This is a genomic window from Streptomyces sp. Xyl84 (assembly GCF_059731885.1).
On record NZ_AP029182.1, the window covers coordinates 5150689 to 5170553 of the forward strand.

Consider the following 19865-nt stretch of genomic DNA (forward strand, 5'->3'; position numbering starts at 1 on the left):
GGCCTTCGCCCGGCCAACAGTGCGACCAACCGCACCAGACGTCCACCCGGGGAGATGGCGAGTTCGGCCACGAACTCGCCCAACCCGGGGAAGCAGTCGTAAAACACGCCCTTGCGCCGCGTGGGCCCCTCTGTAGACGTCAGGGGCCCCGTTCCCGCCCCGAAGTAACCACCGCCAGCACCCCCGCCGCCAGCGCCGCGATCAGCAGTGGTGTGCCCAGGTCGCGGTGGACGACCAGCCAGGCGCCGAGCGTGGCGCCCGCCAGCATCGCGAACACGGATGCCGTGCGGCGCGGGGAGCGGTGGCCGGAGCCGCCGCCCGCGCGGGAGTCGGAGGCGAGGCCGGTCAGCGTCATCGTGAGGACCGTCGTCGTCAGGTCGGCCACGCCCAGCTTGCGGACCGTCGCGTTGCGCAGGCCCATCGCGAAGGCGGTCAGGGCGATGAGCGCGTACGTCGTGGTGGTGGCGTCCGGCACGGTGAACGCCACCACCGCCGAGGCCCCGACCAGGACCGCCTCCGCGGCCAGCGTCACCCGTGCCCAGGTGCGGCGCGAGCCACCGCCGTAGCGGACCGCGACCCGGCCGCCGGCCAGCGCGCCCGCCAGGAAGCACACCAGCGAGGTGAGGGTGTGCGGCACCGAGAAGCCGGGGGCGCCGGCCGCGGCGAAGCCGAGGACGACCACGTTCCCGGTCATGTTGGCCGTGAAGACGTGCCCGAGCCCCAGGTAGCTCACCGCGTCGATGATCCCGCTGACCACGGTCAGTCCCAGCAGCACCGGCACCAGGGGCAGCCCCCGCGCCTCCGGGTCGGCGTCGTCCGGCCGCGCGTCCTGTGCGCCCTCCGCTGTCATCGAACCTCCGGTCACCTGGACGGTCAGGGGTGTTCCCAAGTCCACCATGGAGGCGGGGGAGTCCCGGATGCCGGGGCGCCCCGCGTGTCCGTAGCGTCTGGGACATGACGATGCACATGAACAACACGCGTACAGCGCAGGGTGGTTGGCGGATGCGGCGCGGTCTCGCCGCCTCGGCGGCGCTGCTGCTCGCCTCCCTCGCCGTCGCCCCCGCGGCCACTGCGGCGACCGCGGCCTCCGCCGCCACGACCGACGTGCGCACCGCGACTTCCGCCCACGGCACCCGGGGCACACTGCTCTCGGTGGTCCCCGTCGCCGCGCACAGCCGTGCCGGGGTCGTGCGGTACCTGGCCGCCCTCCCCATGGACACCGGCACCGTGCGGTACGGCGTACGGGCGTACCGGCTGACGTACCGCACGGTGGACCCGTACGGCCGCCCCACCACCGCCACCGGGCTGCTCACCCTCCCCGAGGGCGGCGGGCGGCGGCTGAGTCTGGTGTCGGACACGCACGGCACCATGGTCGCCCGGGACTACGCGCCGTCCGTGGCGGAGGACAACCGGGCGCAGTCGTATCTGTTCGCCTCGGCCGGGCACGCGGTCGCCGCGCCCGACTACCTCGGGCTCGGCAAAGGGCCGGGCGTCCACCCGTACATGGACACGCGGTCGGCCGTGACCGCTTCGGTGGACATGCTGCGCGCCGCGCGTACGGCGGCGGCCGGACTCGGGCGGACAGTGACCGGGGACGTGTACGTGACCGGGTTCTCGCAGGGCGGGCAGGTCGCGATGGCGCTCGGGCGGGCCCTCCAGGAGGGCGCCGACCGGCACTTCAGGCTGCGGGCGCTCGCGCCGGTCAGCGGGCCCTACGACCTGGCGGGCACGGAGACGCCGGCGCTCACCGACGGGCGGGTCAACGACATCAGCGGTGTGTTCTACATGTCGTACTTCCTCGTGGCGCAGAACCGGCTGCATCCCATCTACAAGGACCCGGCCGAGGTCTTCCGCGCGCCCTACGCGGACCGGGTGGAAGCGCTCTTCGACGGGCGGCACACCGAGGAGGAGGTGATCCCGCAGCTCGCGCCGAACGTGCGGGAACTGCTGACGGACGGCTTCTACGCGCAGCTCACCCACCCGAGCGGCGGCCTCGCCGAGGCGCTGAAGGCCAACGACGGCACCTGCGACTGGAAGCCGGCCGTGCCGGTGCGGCTGTACGCGGGAAGCGGGGACACGGACGTGCCCATCGGCAACGCCCGCAGCTGCTCCCGCGCACTGGCCGGGCACGGGGTGACGGCACCGGTGATGAACCAGGGGGACGTCGACCACGGGGGCTCGGCCATGGCCGCACTGCCGAAGATCGCGCGGTGGTTCGGCGCGCTGGAGAACGGCCGCACGAGGTGGGCCACGAGGTAGGCACCGCACGTGCGGACATGGCGAAGGCGGCGGCCCGGGGATCGGGGGCCGCCGCCTTCGCGACTGCGGTGCCGGTGGCCCGCGCCGGGTGGATCGCACCCGGGGGCTCATTCCGACAGGGCCTGGTCGGCTCAGTACCAGCCGTTGGCCTGCCAGAAGTTCCAGGCGGCGGCCGGGCTGCCGTAGCGGGAGTTCATGTAGTCCAGACCCCACTTGATCTGGGTCTTCGGGTTGGTCTTCCAGTCGGCGCCGGCCGAGGACATCTTGGAGGCCGGGAGCGCCTGGACCAGACCGTAGGCGCCGGAGGAGGCGTTGGTGGCGTGCGGGTTCCAGCCGCTCTCGTGCTCGACGATGCGGCTGAAGGCGTTGAACTGGGCGGCGTCCGGGATCATCTGGTGCGCGATCGTCTTCGCGTCGGCGCCCGAGCCGGTGGTGGCCGCGTGAGCGGGGGCGGCGGTGAGGGCCATGCCGACGGTGGCGGCGGCCACGGCGGCGGTGGAGAGGGCCTTCTTCGGAGTGGCGATGCGGCGGATGAAGGAGACGGACACGGAGAACCTCTTGCGTCGGGGACGGGGGGCCGCGGACAGCCGGAGCCCGCGGGAGCGGGGGAGGAGCTGCCTGGTGCCGCGACCCCGGGGGGACCGTCGGCTCCTTGCGACGTCGTCCAGAGAAGCAGCCGGGAAATCCGTCCGCAAGCACCCCTTTTACTAGTGGTCGTCGCATCCGGGGTGATCCGTCCCCACGTGAGCGGCGTCTCAAAGCCCAGGTGGACGCGGGTAAAGCCGCGTGCATGACAGCCGCTCCTGGCTACGGCCCGGCATCGTAGGTGACCCACGTCATGTGGGGCGCCTCACCGCGGCCGTCACCGTGGGTCGGCGGGGCTCACCGACGGTTCACCGCGCGGCCGGGGTCAGGGACCGTCGAAGGTGACCGGCGTCTCGAACGCGGCCCGCCGGGTGGCCCGCCGCAGTGCCCGCAGCACCGCCGGACCCACCACGAGGGTCAGGACGACCGTGACGACGGCCCGGCCCAGGTCCCAGCCGAGCGAGGTGGCCAGGCAGTACGCGAGGAAGCGGGCCAGGTTGGCGCCGACCGCGGCGTGCGGGTCGAAGGCGACGGAGGAGGCGAGGGTGCCCATGAAGGGCCAGCCCGCGAGGTTCATGACCGTGCCGTAGGCGAACGCGGCGAGGAACCCGTACAGGGCCAGCATCAGCAGCTCGGCACGGCCGCGCAGCCGGTCGGGGCCCGGCAGCAGGCCCGCGCCCATGGTGAACCAGCCCATCGCCAGCATCTGGAACGGCATCCACGGGCCCACCCCGCCGGTGAGCAGCGCGGAGGCGAACATCGTCACCGAGCCGAGCACATACCCGAAGCCCGGCCCGAGCACCCGCCCGCTCAGCACCATCAGGAAGAACATGGGCTCCAGGCCCGCCGTCCCGGCGCCGATCGGGCGCAGCGCCGCCCCGGTGGCCGCCAGCACGCCCAGCATGGCGACCGCCTTCGGGCCGAGACCGGACTCGGAGATCGTCGCGGCGACTACGGCGACGAGCAGCACGAGCAGACCCGCGAAGAGCCAGGGCGCGTCCTGCGCGTGCGCGCTGAGCTGGGCGGTCGGCGGGGCCAGGAACGGCCAGGTGAACGCGGCCACCCCGACGGCGCTGACCAGGACGAGGGCGGCCAGCGAGCGCGGGCCCAGACGGACCGCGCGCGCCTGCCGGCCGGCCGGGGCGGCGGGCGCGGGGGCGGCGGCGCGGAGGGAGGAGGGCGCGGTCACGTCAGCGCCTCGCGGACCTGGGAGACCGTGAGCCAGTGCTGCGGGGCGAGGATCTTGGTGACCTGCGGGGCGTAGGAGGGGGAGGAGACGACGACCTCGGCCGTCGGGCCGTCGGCGATCACCTCGCCCTCGGCGAGCAGCACGACCCGGTGGGCGAGTTCCGCAGCCAGTTCCACGTCGTGCGTGGCCAGCACGATCGCGTGCCCCTCGGCGGCCAGGCCGCGCAGCACGGCGACCAGGCGCGCCTTGGCGCCGTAGTCCAGGCCGCGGGTCGGCTCGTCCAGGAGCAGCAGCGGCGGGCGCGCGGCCAGCACCACCGCGAGGGCGAGCGCGAGGCGCTGGCCCTCGGACATGTCGCGCGGGTGGGTGGCGTCGGCGACGCCGGGCAGCAGCTCGTGGACCAGGGCGCGGCAGGTGCCGGGCGCCGCGTGCGCGTCCCGGTCGGCCGCCTCGCACTCGGCGGCGACCGTGTCGGCGTACAGCAGGTCGCGCGGCTCCTGCGGGACCAGGCCCACCCGGCGCACCAGCTCACGGGGCGAGGAGCGGTGCGGCACCGCCCCGCCGACGCGGACCACTCCGCTCCGCGGCTCCACCAGGCCGGTCAGCGAGCCGAGCAGGGTGGACTTCCCGGCGCCGTTGCGGCCCATGAGCGCGATGGTCTCACCGGGCGCGACGGTCAGATCGACGTGCCGCAGCGCCTGGACGCCGTCGCGGCGGACGCCGAGGGCGCGGACCTCGGCTACGGGGGCACCGGCGGCCGGGACGGCGGCCGGGGACGCCGTCCCGGCCCCGGTCGCGCGCCCGCGCAGGAGCGCGCGCAGACCCGGCCGGCGGACCGTCCCGGGTGTGGTGGAAGCCGTCCCGGCTGTTCGGGGAGTCGCCGGTGCGCCGGGTGCCGTGGGCGTGGCGGGTGCGGGCGGCGCGGTCGGCGGGAGCGGCGCCGGGGCGGGCTCGCGGCCGCTCAGGCGCTCGCGCAGGTCCCCGGCGCGGCGCCGGGCGTCCCGGACCGTCAGGGGCAGCGGCGACCAGCCCGCGAGCCGGCCCAGGTCCACCACCGGCGGGTACACCGGCGAGACGGCCATGACGTCGGCCGGGGCGCCCAGCAGCGGGGCGGCGCCCGGCGCGGGCAGCAGGACGACCCGGTCGGCATACTGGACGACCCGTTCCAGGCGGTGCTCGGCCAGGAGGACCGTCGTTCCGAGGTCGTGCACGAGGCGCTGGAGGACGGCGAGGACCTCCTCGGCGGCGGCCGGGTCGAGGGCGGAGGTCGGCTCGTCCAGGACGAGGACCTGCGGGTGCGGGGTGAGCACCGAGCCGATCGCGACCCGCTGCTGCTGGCCGCCGGAGAGCGTGGCGATGGGCCGGTCCCGCAGGGCGGCCAGGCCCAGCAGGTCCAGGGTCTCCTCCACCCGGCGCCGCATGACGGCGGGGGCGAGCCCCAGCGACTCCATGCCGTAGGCGAGTTCGTCCTCCACGGTGTCGGTGACGAAGTGGGACAGCGGGTCCTGCCCGACCGTGCCGACGACGTCGGCCAGCTCGCGCGGCTTGTGGGTGCGGGTGTCGCGTCCGGCCACGGTGACCCGGCCGCGCAGGGTGCCGCCTGTGAAGTGCGGCACCAGCCCGCTCACCGCGCCCAGCACCGTGGACTTGCCCACCCCCGACGGGCCCGCCAGCAGCACGAGTTCACCCTCGGGCACCTCGAAGTCCACCGCGCTGACGGTGGGTTCGGCGGCCCCGTCGTACGTCACGGAGACGTCCTCGAAACGGATCACGACGGCTCCTTGCGCGAGGCGGCGTCCGCGGGGGCCACGAACGCGGGGACAAGACCGAGCAGCACGGCCGCCGCCGGCCACACCGGCAGGCCGGGGGCGGTCAGCGGGACGACACCGGGGTGCAGCGCCTGCGGGTCGCGGGCGGCGGCCAGCGTCAGCAGCGCCGCCACGGCCACACCGGAACCGGCCACCAGACAGGAGCGCGGGTTCCAGGTGTCGGGGCGGTAGCGGGTGCGCACCGAGCGCCGGCCGCCGAGCCACAGCCCGGCGAGCGCGGCGGCGAGCCCGGCCAGCAGCACCGGAAGCCCGTAACTGCCGCCCTCGGCGGTGAGCAGCCCGTACGTTCCCGCGCACACCCCGAGCAGCCCGCCCAGGGTGAGGGCGGCGGTGGTGCGGCGCACGGCGGGCGCGACCTCGGCGGTGCGGCCGTAACCGCGGGCGTCCATCGCGGCGGCGAGCGCCACCGAACGCTCCAGCGCGCCCTCCAGGACCGGAAGTCCCACGTGCAGCAGCCCGCGCACGCCGCGGTCGGGCCGTCCGCGCAGCCTGCGGGCGGCCCGCAGCCGGCGCCCGTCGGCCACCAGGTGCGGGGCGAAGGTGAGCGCGACGACGACGGCCACGCCCGTCTCGTACAGGGCGCCGGGCAGGGACTTGAGCAGCCGGGCAGGGGCGGCCAGTGCGTTGGCGGCACCCACGCAGATCAGCAGCGCGGCCAGCTTCAGGCCGTCGTACAGGGCGAACAGCAGCGCCTCGGCCGTGACCCGGCCGCCCAGCCGGATGCCCTGCGCCCAGTGCGGCAGCGGGACTTCGGGGAGCGTGAGGAGCACGTGCGTGCCGGGGATGGGGGAGCCGAGGGCTACGGCGAAGAAGAGCCGGATGACGAGGACGGCGAGCGCCAGCCGCAGGAAGGCGGAGTAGGAGCGCGCCGAGGGGGTGTTCGGGCGGCAGGTGACGACGACGTACCCGGAGACCGTGAGGAGCAGGGCGAGCAGCAGCGGGTTGGTGGTGCGGGTGGCACCGGTGCCGAGCGCCAGCGCCCACAGCCACCAGGCGCCCGCGTGGACCCGGGGTCCGCAGGAGCGGGCGCGGGGACCGGACTCGCGGGCGCGGGGACCGGACCGGTGGGCGCCCGCTCCACCGGCCCCGGCCCCGTCACGCATTCCTGCGCCGCCTGGCCTGCCAGAGGGCCGCGCCGGCGAGGACGACGACCACGGCACCGCCCGCGACGAGGCCGACGGACGGGCCGCCGCCGTCCTCGGCGGCGGCCGTGCCGGTGTCCTGGCCCGGCTTGCCGTCCTTGTCCCGGGCGCCGCCGTCCGACGAGACCTGCTCGCCGCAGCCCTGGCGCGGGTATCCGGAGATCGCGCACAGCAGCGCGTTCGTGTCGTACCGCAGGGGCTTGGCGACGGCCGCCAGAACCTCCGCCGTGGTGGCGTCGGAGGGCACGCGGGCGCAGGCCGTGCGCGGGGCGGGCGGGGTCTCGCCGGAGGGCGCGTCGGCCCGGGTGCCGAAGTCGAGGACCAGCGCGACGCGCTTGGCGTCGTCGCGGGCCGGGGTGCCCGCGCAGACGGCCGCGAAGTCCGCCGTCCCGCGCGGCCGGGCCGCGTCCTGCGAGTCCTGGCTCACCGCGAAGCGGAAACCCTGCACGTCGCCGTCGGCGGGCCGGGCCGTGGACGGCCCCTGCGTGGCGTACGTCCACCGCGCGCCGTCGCGGTCCCAGAAGGACCAGTACCGGTACCCGGCCGCCCGGGCCGGGGCGACGGCCGCCGACAGCAGGAACACGGCGGCCACCAGCAGCACGGCCGACGCGGACAGCACGGACAGCGGGGAGGCGGCGGACGGCGCGGGCAGGGCGCGCGGGCGGCGGAGCGTCACGGCTGCTGCCTCTCGGCGCGGCTGCCCCGGGTGACCAGCCAGGCGACGGCGCCGAGGACGACGACCAGGCAGATACCGCCGACGATCCACCAGAGGTGCGAGGAGCCCTCCCACCAGACGGTGTGCGACGAACTGCCGCTCTTCTCCGTCGCGGCCTGCCGGGGCGCCGGGCCGGTCGCGTTCAGCGCCTCGACCAGGTCGAGGCCGCCGAAGGCGCGCGGGTCGGTGCCGGTCGCGTGGGCCGCGAAGATCAGCTGGGCGTACGCGGCCGGGCCGCTCTGCGCCGCCCACTTCCCGGCGTTCTTCTCCAGCCACTCCAGCGGCTTCCGCGCTTGCCCGGCACCGCCCTGCGCGGCGAGCGCGACGACCGCGTCGGCGGTGTTGCCGTAGTCGGGCTGGTCGGTGGCGCCGGGCAGCGCGGAGGTGAGGTGGCCGTCCGCGGCGACGGCGCGCGCGAGGTAGGCGGCACCGCCCGCGGCTGCCCGCGCCGGGGTGGCGGTACCGGTACCGGTGCAGTGGGCCGCGTCACCCGTCTTCCCCTGCGGTGTGCCCTCCGCCTTCCCCTGCGGTGTGGCGGCCAGTCCCTGACCGAGCGCGGCGACCACACCGGCGGCGGTCGCGTCCGCGTTGGCGGCGAGCTTGCCGTGCTGGTCGGGCTGGTAGGCGAAGGCGCCCGCGCCGTCGCCCGAGCACGGCAGGGCCAGCTTCAGCAGGGCGTCGTAGGGGGACTTGCCGTCCTTGACGACGGAGGCGGGCCGGTCGCCCACGGCGGCGAGGGCGCCCACGACGACCGAGGTGGAGTTGGCGTCACTGGGTCCGCCGGGCGTGTACCCCCAGCCGCCGTCCTTGTTCTGCACGGACTTCAGCCAGGACACCGCCTTGCCGGTCACCGCGTCGTGCCCGCCGAGCGCGGCGAGCGCCTGGACGGCGGCGGCCGTGCTGTTGGAGTCGACGGCCGTCCTGGCGTCGCAGGCGCGCGACAGGTCGGCGCGGAAGGGCGCGAACGCGCCGCTCGCGCACTGCTGCCCGGCCAGCCAGTCCACGGCCTGCGCGGTGGGCCGCACCCCCACGGTGTGCTGCGCGAGCAGGGCGAGGGACTGGCGCCAGACGCCGTCGTACTTCGGGTCGGAGCTGCCGTAGAGGCCCGGCGGCAGCGCGGGCGAGGCGGAGGCGGCCGGGGAGGAGCCGGCGACGGCGGCCTGCGCCGGGGCCCCGATCACGGCGACGGCGGCGACGGCGGCCAGGGCCGCTGCGCTGCGGCGTATGTTCATGATCGGCGGATGCCTCTCCCTGCGGGGAGCCGGACAGCACGGGACACCCCGGCGGCTCGGCTCCGTATCCCTCGACGGTGCCGTACGGCGGCGGGCTGCCGGCGTACGCGAGCCGCTCACGCGCGCGCCCGGGGCATTCCGGCTCCCGCCACGGGGGGCGGTCCACGGTTGCGGGTCAGCGCCGGATTTCCACCGGCTTCCCCCCGGACAGGCGTGAAACGACCGGGCCACTCTACCGGCCCGGCCGGCGGCGGCCGTGGGGCGGCCGTGCGGACGCAGGGACGCAGGGACGCAGGGACGCAGGAAGGCAGGGCGTGCTGGGGCTGCGGTCCCGAGGCGGGTCCGTCGAACGGCAGGCGCAGGTCCGGGAGGCAGGCGGCCGGTCGCCGCTGCCCGTCCGGCCGATCCACGGGCCCCCAGCAGCCGCACACCGGCGCGGGCACGCGGAAACCCCCCGCGGGAAGCCGCAGAGGGTGGTGGCATGCGAGAACCTACGAGACGGGTTCCCTTCGCCGGTATGGTCCGGATCAGGTGATGGGGGTCGCCTTCCGGTTCTCTGCTACGAACCTTCCGGCCTCTCAGCCCTACCGTCGACGTCGGCCCCGGCGGATGCTTCGGCATCTCGCGGATGCCTCAGCGTCTCGCGGAAGTCGGCTACTCCGGTCGGACTCCCTCACTCGTCCCGTAGGCCCTTTCAGGATAGAACGCCAGCGGCCGGGCGCAATACCCTAAACCGGGAAATTCGGGCTATTTGCGCCTGCTCTCCGCGAGGCCGATCAGCCGGCACGCCGTCTCGATGTCCCCCTGGACCTGCGCGATGGAGGCACGGCCGGAGAGCCAGGTGATCAGGGCCGACAGCCAGGTGTGCTCGATGACCCGGACCGCGGAGAGCTGCTCGGGCGTCGGGTCTTGCTGGCCCATCGCGTCCAGGATGATCGCCGTCGTCTGCCGGGACACCTGATCGACCTCGGGGCTCACGCTGCGGTCGGCGAAGGTCAGGGCGCGGACCATGGCGTCCGCGAGATCGGGCTCGCGCTGGAGGGCGAAGAAGGCGCGCATCAGCGTCTCCGCCACCCGCTCGGCCGCGCTGTCACCGGCCGGGGGCCGCTTGCGCAGCGTGCCGTGCAGCCGCTCCAGCTGGTCCTGCATCGTGGCGACCAGCAGGTGCACCTTGGACGGGAAGTACCGGTACAGCGTGCCGAGCGCGACCTGCGAGGACTCCGCGACCTCCCGCATCTGCACCGCGTCGAACCCGCCCCGGGAGGCGAGCTGCGCGCTCGCGCGCAGGATGCGGCGGCGGCGCTCCTCCTGCCGCTCGGTGAGCGGCGGCGCGTCCGACCGGGAGGTACCGGCATGCGGCCGGGAGGTACTGGCGTGCGCAGGCATGGGTCGCGCTCCATGGCAGTCGGTGGGACGGGCGGTCGGACAGCGTGGCAGGGGCGCGGGCCGCCGCGCGACCCGGCGTACGTCCGGGCGTACGGCCGAGTGCCCGGCGCCCGCCCCGTCGTGCGCCCCGGCACCCGCCCCGGCGTGCGCCCCCGGACCGGAGGGCGCCGCCCGGCCGGGCCGGTGGCACCGCCCCGGCGGCGGACCGGGCGAGCCCCGGAGCGGACCGGGGCGCCACCGGCCGGACCCGGAGCGGGCCGGGGCGGACCGGGTGGCCCCGGACCGGGCCGACGCGCGGTGGGCCGGGACGGCGGAGCCGGGGCCCGAGCCGTGGCGCGAATCACCCGGTTCACTGCTCACAGCGCGGCTACCTGCCGGTAGATTCGGAGCCTCCTGAACGATCAAGACGATCAAGTCTGAAACTTGTTCTAGATTAGCGTCCCGGCGTAATCTCGCGGGACGGTGCAGTCAGAAGGGGGCCCAGAGTGACCGCTGAGGCCAGTCAGGCCGGGTCCCCGGCGGACCTCGCCGCGGACGGCGGGCGACCGCTCAGGATCGCGCTCCTCACCTACAAGGGAAACCCGTTCTGCGGCGGCCAGGGCGTCTACGTCCGGCACCTCTCGCGCGAACTGGCCCGCCTCGGCCACCACGTCGAGGTCATCGGCTCCCAGCCCTACCCTGTCCTCGACGAGGACGAGGAGTACGCCGGCGCGCTGCGCCTGACCGAGCTGCCCAGCCTCGACCTGTACCGCCAGCCCGACCCCTTCCGCACCCCCAAGCGCGACGAGTACCGCGACTGGGTCGACGCGCTGGAGGTCGCCACCATGTGGACCGGCGGCTTCCCCGAGCCGCTGACCTTCTCCCTGCGCGCCCGCCGCCACCTGCGCGCCCGCCGCGGCGAGTTCGACGTCGTCCACGACAACCAGACCCTCGGCTACGGCCTCCTCGGCGACGTCGGCGCCCCCCTGGTCACCACCGTCCACCACCCCATCACCGTGGACCGGCAACTGGAGCTGGACGCCGCGACGACCCGGCAGCGGCAGTGGTCGGTGCGCCGCTGGTACGCGTTCACGCGGATGCAGAAGAGGGTCGCGCGCCGCCTGCCGTCCGTGCTCACCGTCTCCGGCACGTCCCGGCAGGAGATCGTCGACCACCTCGGCGTACGCCCCGACCGCATCCACGTCGTCCACATCGGCGCCGACACCGACCTGTTCTCGCCCGACCCGTCCGTGCCGCAGGTGCCGGGCCGGATCGTGACCACCTCCAGCGCGGACGTCCCCCTCAAGGGCCTCGTCTTCCTCGTGGAGGCCCTGGCGAAGGTCCGCGCCGAACACCCCGGCGCGCACCTGGTCGTCGTCGGCAAGCAGCCGGCCGAGGGCCCGGTCGCGCGGGCCGTCGAGCGCTACGGACTCAAGGACGCCGTCGAGTTCGTCAAGGGCATCTCCGACGCCGAACTGGTCGACCTGGTCCGCTCGGCCGAGGTCGCGTGCGTGCCCTCGCTGTACGAGGGCTTCTCGCTGCCCGCCGCCGAGGCCATGGCCACGGGGACCCCGCTGGTCGCCACGACCGGCGGCGCGATTCCCGAGGTCGCCGGCGAGGACGGCGAGACCTGCCTGGCGGTGCCGCCGGGCGACGCGGGAGCGCTGGCCGCCGCCCTGACCCGGCTGCTGGGCGACCCGGAACTGCGGGCCAGGCTGGGAGCGGCCGGCCGCGCCCGCGTGCTGCGCCGCTTCACCTGGGCCCGTGCCGCCGAGGGCACCGTGACCCGCTACCGCGAGGCCATCGCGGACTCCGCACGCCCCCGCCGCGCACAGCGGTCCCCGCACCGCCCCGCGACCGCTCCGGCGGGGACGGAGGCGGCCCGGACCGCACCGGCAGCGGCGGCGGCCGACGCGGCCCCGACCGCACCGGCGGCGGCCGAGGCGGCACAGACCGCACCAGCAGCAGGCGCACCCGCCGCAGACGCATACGAAAGCAGGGCCACGTGCTGACCGTCGACTTCTCCCGGTTCCCGCTCGCCCCGGGCGACCGCGTCCTGGACCTCGGCTGCGGCGCGGGGCGGCACGCGTTCGAGTGCTACCGGCGCGGCGCCCAGGTCGTCGCCCTCGACCAGAACGGCGAGGAGATCCGCGAGGTCGCCAAGTGGTTCGCGGCGATGAAGGAGGCCGGCGAGGCACCCGCGGGGGCCACCGCCACCGCCATGGAGGGCGACGCGCTCGCCCTGCCCTTCCCCGACGAGTCCTTCGACGTCGTCATCATCTCCGAGGTGATGGAGCACATCCCCGATGACAAGGGCGTCCTCGCCGAGATGGTCCGCGTGCTCAGGCCGGGCGGCCGGATCGCGGTCACCGTGCCGCGCTACGGACCCGAGAAGGTCTGCTGGGCCCTGTCCGACGCCTACCACGAGGTCGAGGGCGGCCACATCCGCATCTACAAGGCCGACGAGCTGCTCGCGAAGATGCGCGAGGCCGGCCTGAAGCCGTACGGCACCCACCACGCGCACGCCCTGCACTCGCCGTACTGGTGGCTCAAGTGCGCCTTCGGCGTCGACAACGACCAGGTGCTTCCGGTGAAGGCGTACCACAAGCTGCTGGTCTGGGACATCATGAAGAAGCCGCTGGCCACCCGGGTCGCCGAGCAGGCGCTGAACCCGCTGATCGGCAAGAGCTTCGTGGCCTACGCGACCAAGCCCCACCTGCCCCGGGCGGACGCCAAGTGACCACCCCCCGGACAGAACACCTCGTCCTGCCCGGGGTCCTCACCGCCGAGCAGGCCGCCGCGACCGTGGACGGCATCCTCGCCGCCCAGCGGGAGGACGGCGCCATCCCGTGGTTCCGCGGCCACCACCTCGACCCGTGGGACCACACCGAGGCGGCGATGGCGCTGGACGCCGCGGGCGAACACGAGGCCGCCGGGCGCGCGTACGAGTGGCTGGCCCGGCACCAGTTGCCCGACGGCTCCTGGTACGCCGCCTACGCCGACGGCGCCCACGACGACGTCACCGACCGCGGCCGGGAGACCAACTTCGTCGCCTACGTCGCCGTCGGCGTCTGGCACCACTACCTCTCCACCGGCGACGACACCTTCCTGGACCGTATGTGGCCGGTCGTCTACGGGGCCGTCGAGTACGTGCTGCGCCTCCAGCAGCCCGGCGGGCAGATCGGCTGGAAGCGCGAGGACGACGGGACGGGCACCGCGGACGCCCTGCTCACCGGTTCCTCCTCCGTCCACCACGCGCTGTGCTGCGCCCTCGCCATCGCCGAGCAGCGCGAGGAGCCGCAGCCCGACTGGGAGCTGGCGGCCGGCGCGCTGCGGCACGCGATCCGCAGGCACCCGGAGCGCTTCCTGGACAAGGACCGCTACTCGATGGACTGGTACTACCCGGTGCTCGGCGGTGCGGTGACCGGCGAGGAGGCCAAGGCGCGCATCGAGGCCGGCTGGGACCGCTTCGTCGTGCCCGGCCTCGGGGTGCGCTGCGTGGTGCCCAACCCGTGGGTGACCGGCGGCGAGTCGGCCGAACTCGCCCTCACCCTGTGGGCGGCGGGCGAGTCCGACCGCGCGCTCGACGTCCTGAAGTCCATCCAGCACCTGCGCGACGCGGACAGCGGCCTGTACTGGACGGGGTACGTCTTCGAGGACGACGCCATATGGCCGCGGGAACTGACCACCTGGACGGCCGGTTCGCTGCTCCTCGCGGTCGCCGCGCTCGGCGGCCACGAGGCCACCTGCACGGTCTTCGCCCAGGACGGCCTGCCCAGGGGCCTGGAACCGGACTGCTGCGGCACGACCGCCGGCGGCTGAGGCACGCCCGCCGGCGGCTGGGGCCTCCGGCCCGCCGGGGTCAGCCGCGGTGGATGCGGTTGGCGATGGCGTGGCCGACGAAGAGGTACACCACGGCGGCCAGGCCGTACCCGGCGACCACCCGCGCCCAGGCCTCGTCGAAGGTGAACAGGTCGCGCGACCAGCCGGCGAGCCAGTCGGCCGCGTCATGGACGAACCGCACCAGGTCGTTGGCCCGGTTCGCGTCCAGCAGGTACATCAGGATCCACAGTCCGAGGATGACGGCCATGATGTCGGCGACCACCGCGATGACCGTCCCGGCGGAGCCGGAACCCGTGCGATATCGAGGGGACATGCCCTTGCGTCTGGCCGCGTGCCGCCGGTCGAAACCCGCACCCTCACGGAAAGTCAGGCGCACCGCACGGAAGGTGCCCTGTTTCGGGCGCCGCGGCCCGGTTCACACGGACCCCTGGAGTACCCGGAGCAACACCTTCCGGGACCGGAGCAACACCTTTCGGGAGGACACCGTGCCCGTACCGATACGGCGCCTCGCTGTGGCGCTCACCCTGTGCTGCGCCCTGCTCGCCGGATCCACCACCGCGTGGGCCACCGGCCAGGGCGACGGGCGGCAGACCAGTCCCACGGTCGCGGTCGCCGCGGCCACGCCCAGCCCGAGCACCTCCGCCGAGCGGCAGAAGTTCGCCAAGACACGCTTCGTGGCGAACGCGGCCCTGGCGGCCGGAGCCACCTACCAGTGGATCTGGAAACCGTACAAGGAGGGCAAGTTCAAGAAGGGCACCAAGCACCGCAAGGCGACCCTCGTCAAGGCCGGTCTGGCCGGCGCGTTCACCTACAACCGGCTCAAGGCGGCGGTGCACAACGCCCAGGGCGACCCGACCCTCTCCAAGGCGCTCGAACCGCTCAACGCGGCCATCGCCGGGCTGAAGGACCTGCCGGCCAAGCTCCGCAAGGGCGACGGCTCGGCGGCGAACGCGTTCAACGACACCCTCAACAAGGTGAAGGACGCGGGCAAGAGCGCGGGAGCCCCGGTCAAGGACAAGGTGCCCACGCCCTCCGAGCTGAAGAGCGGTGCCCAGTCCGGTTCCTGACAGGAGGTCCGGCCCGCCCGAGCACGGCGACGGCCCCCCGCCCGCGAGGACGAGGGGCCGCAGCAGGGTTCGCGGCGCGGAGGATGCGCGGCGCCGCAGGCGGCTGTCAGCCGCGCTGGATGTTCGAGGCGTCCTGGAGGACACCGCGGCGGCCGTCCTGCATCTCCGTCAGCAGGCCGTGGCCGCGCTGATCCACCGCCAGGTACCAGGTACCCGGGGCCAGTTCGGCGATCGGCGCGGGCGAACCGTCCTCCGCGAACAGCGGACGCGGCGCCGGGACGGCGAACCAGAACGGCGAGAAGGCGGGCGCCGGCTGACCACCGGCGGCCGGGGCCGGCTGGCCCGGCTGGGGCTGGCCGCCGTACGACGGCTGCGGGCCGCCCTGGGCGCCCGGGTAGCCGTAACCGGCCTGCGGCTGCGCGCCGTAGGGGTGCGGGGCGGCCGGCCTCGGTGCCGGGACGAGCGCGGCCTGCAGGGCGGGGACCAGCGGGGTCGCGACCGCCGCGCCCGCGAGGACGAGGGCCGCGATGAAGCCGAGGACCAGGCCCGAACCCGCGCCGTACATGCCCGGGTCCACCAGGTCCCAGAACAGGATCCACGCCACGAGCACCGTGAACGCCGTGCCCACCGTGCCCAGTTCCAGCCCGGCCACCTTGCGCGGCTGGGGCAGGCACCGGCTGACGACGACCAGCGCGGCGCCGGCCAGTCCGCCCACGTAGACGCCGAGCCCCATGCCGAGGCCGTCCCAGGCGGTGGAAGTCAGGTAGTCGTGGGTGTGGAGGAACGACGCGATGAACAGCAACACCGCTGCTCCGATCACCACGCCGTCGCCCCGAGTGAGGGAGCGGATATTCACTTCAGGTCCTTCAGGTCGTCTCGTCGTCGGTAGAGGCGTCGCTGTCACCAGGTCGCTGTTGCCGGGTCCTGGCGTGAAGCGCGGGGATGGCCCCTCATCGTACGGGTGACACTATCGCCCGTACGGTCGGCCTGTCCGCCGGGACGGCGGCGCCGGTCACGACCCGCGCAGGAAACTCACGATTCCCTCAGACATGCCCTCGGCCGCCTTCTGCCGCCACGTTCCGCTGGTCAGCAGGGCCGCGTCCGTGCTGTCGCGCATGTTGCCGCACTCGATGAACACCTTGGGAACCGTTGACAGATTGAGACCACCCAGGTCCTTCCGCGTGACGAGTCCGCTGCCGCCGCCGAGGTAGTTGGAGGGCGGCTCGCCGGTGACCCGCAGGAAGTTGCCCGCCACGCGCTCGCCCAGGTCGCGGGAGGCGGCGGCGATCGCCCGGGTGTCGGCCGCCCCGTCGTGGACGGCCGCCGGAAGGATCACGTGGAAGCCGCGGTCACCGGGCGCCGAGCCGTCGGCGTGGACGGAGATCGCCGCGTCGGCGTGCGCGGTGTTGCCGATCCGGGCGCGTTCGTCCACGCACGGGCCCCAGGCGGGGGAGCCGTCGTCGTGGGTCAGCTTCACCGTGGCGCCCTGCCGTTCCAGCAGGGTGCGCAGCCGGTGGGCGACGTCCAGGGTGAACCGGGCCTCGGCGTAACCGGCGTTCGTGGCGGTGCCGGTGGTGTCGCACTCCTTCCAGCCGGTGCCGATGTTCACCCTGCGGGCGATCTCGGACGTGTGCCGGAAGTTGCCCGGGTTGTGGCCCGGGTCGATGACGACGACCTTGCCCGCCAGCGGGCCCGCCGCGCCGCCGGGCCGCTTCCCGTCGTCACCGGGAGCGGCCGGGGACGAGGTGCTCCCGGACGGTTCCCCGGACGGCTTCCCCGGCGGTCCGCCCCCCGGGGAGGACGCCGGAGCGGAGGCGGCGGAGGAGGCCGGTGCGCCCGCAGAGGCGGCGCCGGCGCCGTCCGGGGCGCCCACCGCCTCGTACCCGAGCCAGCACAGCAGCCCGCCGCACACCAGCGCGGCCACGGCGAGGGCCGGCCCCCGGCGCGGCCGGCCGGGCCGCCCGGAGGGGTCCGGACGCGGGGGTTCGAATTCGGGGCCTGCGTAGGACACGACTGCGACCCTAACCGCGGGCCGGGGCGGCCGGGCCGGTTCGCCGCAGGACGCGCAGCGAGCCGGTCACCGAGACCTCGGTGAACTCACCGGACTCCAGCGCCCGCAGGTACACGCGGTACGGCGCCTGCCCGGTGAACTCGTCCACCGGGTCGGGGAACACGTCGTGGATGACCAGCAGACCGCCCTCGGCGACGTGCGGGGCCCAGCCCGCGTAGTCCGCGCCCGCGTGCTCGTCGGTGTGCCCGCCGTCGACGAAGACGAGGCCGAGCGGGGTGTTCCACACGGCGGCGACCTGCGGCGAACGCCCCACGAGCGCCACCACGTGCTCCTCCAGGCCGGCCCGGTGCAGCGTGCGCCGGAAGGCGGGCAGCGTGTCCATCAGGCCGAGTTCGGGGTCGACCGTCTCCGGGTCGTGGTACTCCCAGCCGGGCTGCTGCTCCTCGCTGCCGCGGTGGTGGTCGACGGTGAGCGCGGTGACCCCGGCCCCGCGGGCGGCGTCGGCGAGCAGGATCGTGGACCGTCCGCAGTACGTGCCGACCTCCAGCAGCGGCAGTCCCAGCCGGCCCGCGTCCACCGCCGCCGCGTACAGCGCCAGCCCCTCGTCCGTGGGCATGAACCCCTTCGCGGCCTCGAAGGCGGCCAGGATGTCGGGCTTCGGTGCCGCGGTCATGCAGCGGGTCCTTCCGGTCGTACGGCGTTCAGGGCGCCCATGCTGCCGCACCCGCTGCCGGGCGGGCGACAGCGGGTGCGGTGGCGTACGTCTCAGAGCTGCGGACGGCCGCGCGCACGCGGCGGTCCCGGGACCGCCCGGCCGGGCGGTGGTGGCCGGGCCGGGCGGGGTCCGTCAGGCCGTGACCGTCTCGGCCGGGAGGGCGAGGTCGAGGTCGACCGGGCGGTCGTCGCCCGCGTGGGTCGCCGCGGAGGCGTGCGGACCGTGACCGGCGGCGCGGGCGGCCAGGACGTAGGGGCCCTGGGCCGGCACCGCGAGGGTGTAGCGGCCGTCCGCCGCGGAGAGCGTGGCACCGGCCTGGCGGCCGTGCCGGTCGATCAGGGTGACCTTGGCGCGGGCGACCGGGGCGCCGCCGGCGTCCAGCACCCGGCCGCGGAAGCCCCGCAGCACCTCCTCGGCGTGCGCCAGGTTGGCGTCCTCCTCGCTGCTGGCGCGCAGCTGCGTGGTGGTGGAACGGTTCGGCCGGGGCAGGCACAGGGCGAGCACCAGACCGACGGCGACCGCGGCGGTGGCGATCAGGAAGGAGACGCGGAAACCGTGCATGGTCGGGATCGCGACACCGTTCACGTGGTGCGCGGTGTTGGCCAGCACCATGCCGATCACGGCGCTGGACACCGAGGTGCCGATGGACCGCATCAGCGTGTTGAGGCCGTTGGCCGCGCCGGTCTCGGAGGCCGGGACCGCGCCGACGATCAGCGCGGGCAGCGAGGAGTAGGCGAGGCCGATGCCCGCGCCCAGCAGCACCGAGGTGAGGACGGTCTGCCAGGCCGCGTTCATCAGGCCGAGGCCGCCGCCGTAGCCGACGGCGATGATCAGCAGGCCGGTGATCAGGGTGACCTTGGGGCCGTAGCGGGCGGACAGGCGGGCGTAGACGGGCGCGGTGAACATCATCGTCAGGCCCAGCGGGGCCACGCACAGTCCGGCGACCACCATCGACCGGCCGAGGCCGTAGCCGGTGGCGGCGGGCAGCTGGAGCAGCTGGGGCAGGACGAGCGAGACGACGTAGAAGGCGACGCCGACCATGATCGAGGCGAGGTTGGTGAGCAGCACCTCGCGGCGGGCCGTGGTGCGCAGGTCGACCAGCGGGGCCTTGCTGCGCAGCTCCATCAGGCCCCACAGCAGCAGGACGACGACGGCGGCGGCGAACAGGCCGAGCGTGGTGGCGGACGACCAGCCCCAGTCGCTGCCCTTGGTGATCGGCAGCAGGAACAGCACCAGTCCGGCGGACAGGCCGAGCGCGCCCGGCAGGTCGAAGGAGCCCTCGGCGCGCATCGGGGACTCGGGGACGGTGAGGAGGGTGAGGACGATGGAGAGGACACCGAGCCCGGCGGCGCCGTAGAAGAGGGCGTGCCAGTCGGTGTGCTGGGCGACCAGGGCGGCGGCGGGCAGCGCGAGACCGCCGCCGACGCCGATCGAGGAACTCATCAGGGCCATCGCCGAGCCGAGCTTCTCGCGGGGCAGCATGTCGCGCATCAGACCGATGCCGAGCGGGATCGCGCCCATGGCGAAGCCCTGGAGGGTGCGGCCCACGATCATGACGAGCAGGGCGTCGGTGAAGGCGCTCACGAGAGCGCCCACCACCATGACGGCGAGGCTGGCTATCAGCATCCGGCGCTTGCCGTACAGGTCGCCGAGGCGGCCCATGATCGGCGTGGCCACGGCGCCCGAGAGGAGGGTGGAGGTCAGGACCCAGGTGGCGTTGCTGGGCGAGGTGTCCAGCAGTTGCGGCAGGTCCTTGATGACCGGGACGAGCAGGGTCTGCATCACCGCGACAACGATGCCCGCGAAGGCGAGCACCGGGACGACGGCCCCGCTCGCGCTCCGGGTGGGCCGGTTGGTCGTCGTGAGCGTCATTGAGGGCGGCCTCCAGGCCTTGAGTCGAGAAGAATCGGTGA

At 74.8% G+C, this 19865-nt stretch carries 18 protein-coding genes; 5 read left to right on the forward strand and 13 right to left on the reverse strand.

The genetic code is table 11. The annotated features are described in order from the left end of the window. Positions 1–139: 139 nt before the first annotated feature. Entirely contained in the window at positions 140–850 is a 711-nt protein-coding gene (locus AC6I72_RS22340) for a YoaK family protein (protein WP_498004782.1), read from the reverse strand. A 104-nt stretch (positions 851–954) separates the two neighbouring features. Here AC6I72_RS22340 and AC6I72_RS22345 point away from each other — a divergent pair, with 104 nt between their 5' ends. Next, the gene (locus AC6I72_RS22345; protein ID WP_498002931.1) at positions 955–2259 is read left to right on the forward strand and encodes an alpha/beta hydrolase family protein; all 1305 of its coding nucleotides are present in this window, start codon (positions 955–957) and stop codon (positions 2257–2259) included. 131 nt (positions 2260–2390) lie between these two features. Here AC6I72_RS22345 and AC6I72_RS22350 read toward each other — a convergent pair whose 3' ends face one another. The 7 genes from AC6I72_RS22350 to AC6I72_RS22380 form a co-directional block, all read right to left on the reverse strand. Further along, positions 2391–2807 carry an aggregation-promoting factor C-terminal-like domain-containing protein gene (locus AC6I72_RS22350; RefSeq protein ID WP_498002932.1) on the reverse strand — a complete coding sequence of 139 codons (417 nt, stop codon included), beginning with the start codon at positions 2805–2807 and terminating at the stop codon, positions 2391–2393. A 362-nt stretch (positions 2808–3169) separates the two neighbouring features. Continuing rightward, positions 3170–4033, reverse strand: coding sequence for an ECF transporter S component (locus AC6I72_RS22355; protein WP_498002933.1), 864 nt, complete (start codon positions 4031–4033; stop codon positions 3170–3172). Beyond that, a complete protein-coding gene (locus AC6I72_RS22360; protein ID WP_498002934.1) occupies positions 4030–5805 on the reverse strand; it encodes an ABC transporter ATP-binding protein in 1776 nt (591 codons plus the stop codon). The genes AC6I72_RS22355 and AC6I72_RS22360 overlap by 4 nt, the downstream gene beginning before the upstream one ends. After that, positions 5802–6965, reverse strand: coding sequence for an energy-coupling factor transporter transmembrane protein EcfT (locus AC6I72_RS22365; protein ID WP_498002935.1), 1164 nt, complete (start codon positions 6963–6965; stop codon positions 5802–5804). The genes AC6I72_RS22360 and AC6I72_RS22365 overlap by 4 nt, the downstream gene beginning before the upstream one ends. Further along, positions 6958–7629 carry an SCO2322 family protein gene (locus tag AC6I72_RS22370; protein ID WP_498004783.1) on the reverse strand — a complete coding sequence of 224 codons (672 nt, stop codon included), beginning with the start codon at positions 7627–7629 and terminating at the stop codon, positions 6958–6960. The genes AC6I72_RS22365 and AC6I72_RS22370 overlap by 8 nt, the downstream gene beginning before the upstream one ends. A 47-nt stretch (positions 7630–7676) precedes the next feature. Then, positions 7677–8951, reverse strand: a complete 1275-nt coding sequence (locus tag AC6I72_RS22375; RefSeq protein WP_498002936.1) for an SCO2321 family membrane protein — start codon at positions 8949–8951, stop codon at positions 7677–7679. 747 nt (positions 8952–9698) lie between these two features. Continuing rightward, a complete protein-coding gene (locus AC6I72_RS22380; RefSeq protein WP_498002937.1) occupies positions 9699–10337 on the reverse strand; it encodes a TetR family transcriptional regulator in 639 nt (212 codons plus the stop codon). A 485-nt stretch (positions 10338–10822) separates the two neighbouring features. Between AC6I72_RS22380 and AC6I72_RS22385 the strand changes: the two genes are divergently transcribed. The 3 genes from AC6I72_RS22385 to AC6I72_RS22395 are packed head-to-tail and all read left to right on the forward strand — an operon-like array spanning position 10823 to position 14138. After that, entirely contained in the window at positions 10823–12328 is a 1506-nt protein-coding gene (locus AC6I72_RS22385; protein WP_498002938.1) for a glycosyltransferase family 4 protein, read from the forward strand. Next, the gene (locus AC6I72_RS22390) at positions 12322–13056 is read left to right on the forward strand and encodes a class I SAM-dependent methyltransferase (protein ID WP_498002939.1); all 735 of its coding nucleotides are present in this window, start codon (positions 12322–12324) and stop codon (positions 13054–13056) included. The genes AC6I72_RS22385 and AC6I72_RS22390 overlap by 7 nt, the downstream gene beginning before the upstream one ends. Continuing rightward, positions 13053–14138, forward strand: a complete 1086-nt coding sequence (locus tag AC6I72_RS22395; protein WP_498002940.1) for a prenyltransferase/squalene oxidase repeat-containing protein — start codon at positions 13053–13055, stop codon at positions 14136–14138. The genes AC6I72_RS22390 and AC6I72_RS22395 overlap by 4 nt, the downstream gene beginning before the upstream one ends. 40 nt (positions 14139–14178) lie before the next feature. On the opposite strand, the gene AC6I72_RS22400 is transcribed toward AC6I72_RS22395, so the two are convergent. Further along, positions 14179–14472, reverse strand: coding sequence for a hypothetical protein (locus tag AC6I72_RS22400; protein WP_498004784.1), 294 nt, complete (start codon positions 14470–14472; stop codon positions 14179–14181). 172 nt (positions 14473–14644) lie between these two features. On the opposite strand from AC6I72_RS22400, the gene AC6I72_RS22405 reads away from it, so the two are divergent. Further along, positions 14645–15226 (forward strand): hypothetical protein, encoded by a 582-nt coding sequence (locus AC6I72_RS22405; protein WP_498002942.1) that lies wholly within the window; start codon positions 14645–14647, stop codon positions 15224–15226. Between the two features lie 106 nt (positions 15227–15332). Here AC6I72_RS22405 and AC6I72_RS22410 read toward each other — a convergent pair whose 3' ends face one another. From AC6I72_RS22410 to AC6I72_RS22425, 4 genes are all read right to left on the reverse strand, one after another. Further along, a complete protein-coding gene (locus AC6I72_RS22410) occupies positions 15333–16082 on the reverse strand; it encodes a hypothetical protein (RefSeq protein WP_498002943.1) in 750 nt (249 codons plus the stop codon). A 156-nt stretch (positions 16083–16238) separates the two neighbouring features. After that, the gene (locus AC6I72_RS22415) at positions 16239–17237 is read right to left on the reverse strand and encodes an N-acetylmuramoyl-L-alanine amidase (RefSeq protein ID WP_498002945.1); all 999 of its coding nucleotides are present in this window, start codon (positions 17235–17237) and stop codon (positions 16239–16241) included. A gap of 10 nt (positions 17238–17247) precedes the next feature. Next, positions 17248–17910 carry a class I SAM-dependent methyltransferase gene (locus AC6I72_RS22420; protein ID WP_498002947.1) on the reverse strand — a complete coding sequence of 221 codons (663 nt, stop codon included), beginning with the start codon at positions 17908–17910 and terminating at the stop codon, positions 17248–17250. Positions 17911–18084: 174 nt separating this feature from the next. Further along, positions 18085–19824: an MFS transporter gene (locus AC6I72_RS22425; protein ID WP_498002949.1), complete on the reverse strand. Its 1740-nt coding sequence runs from the start codon at positions 19822–19824 to the stop codon at positions 18085–18087. Positions 19825–19865 lie beyond the last annotated feature (41 nt).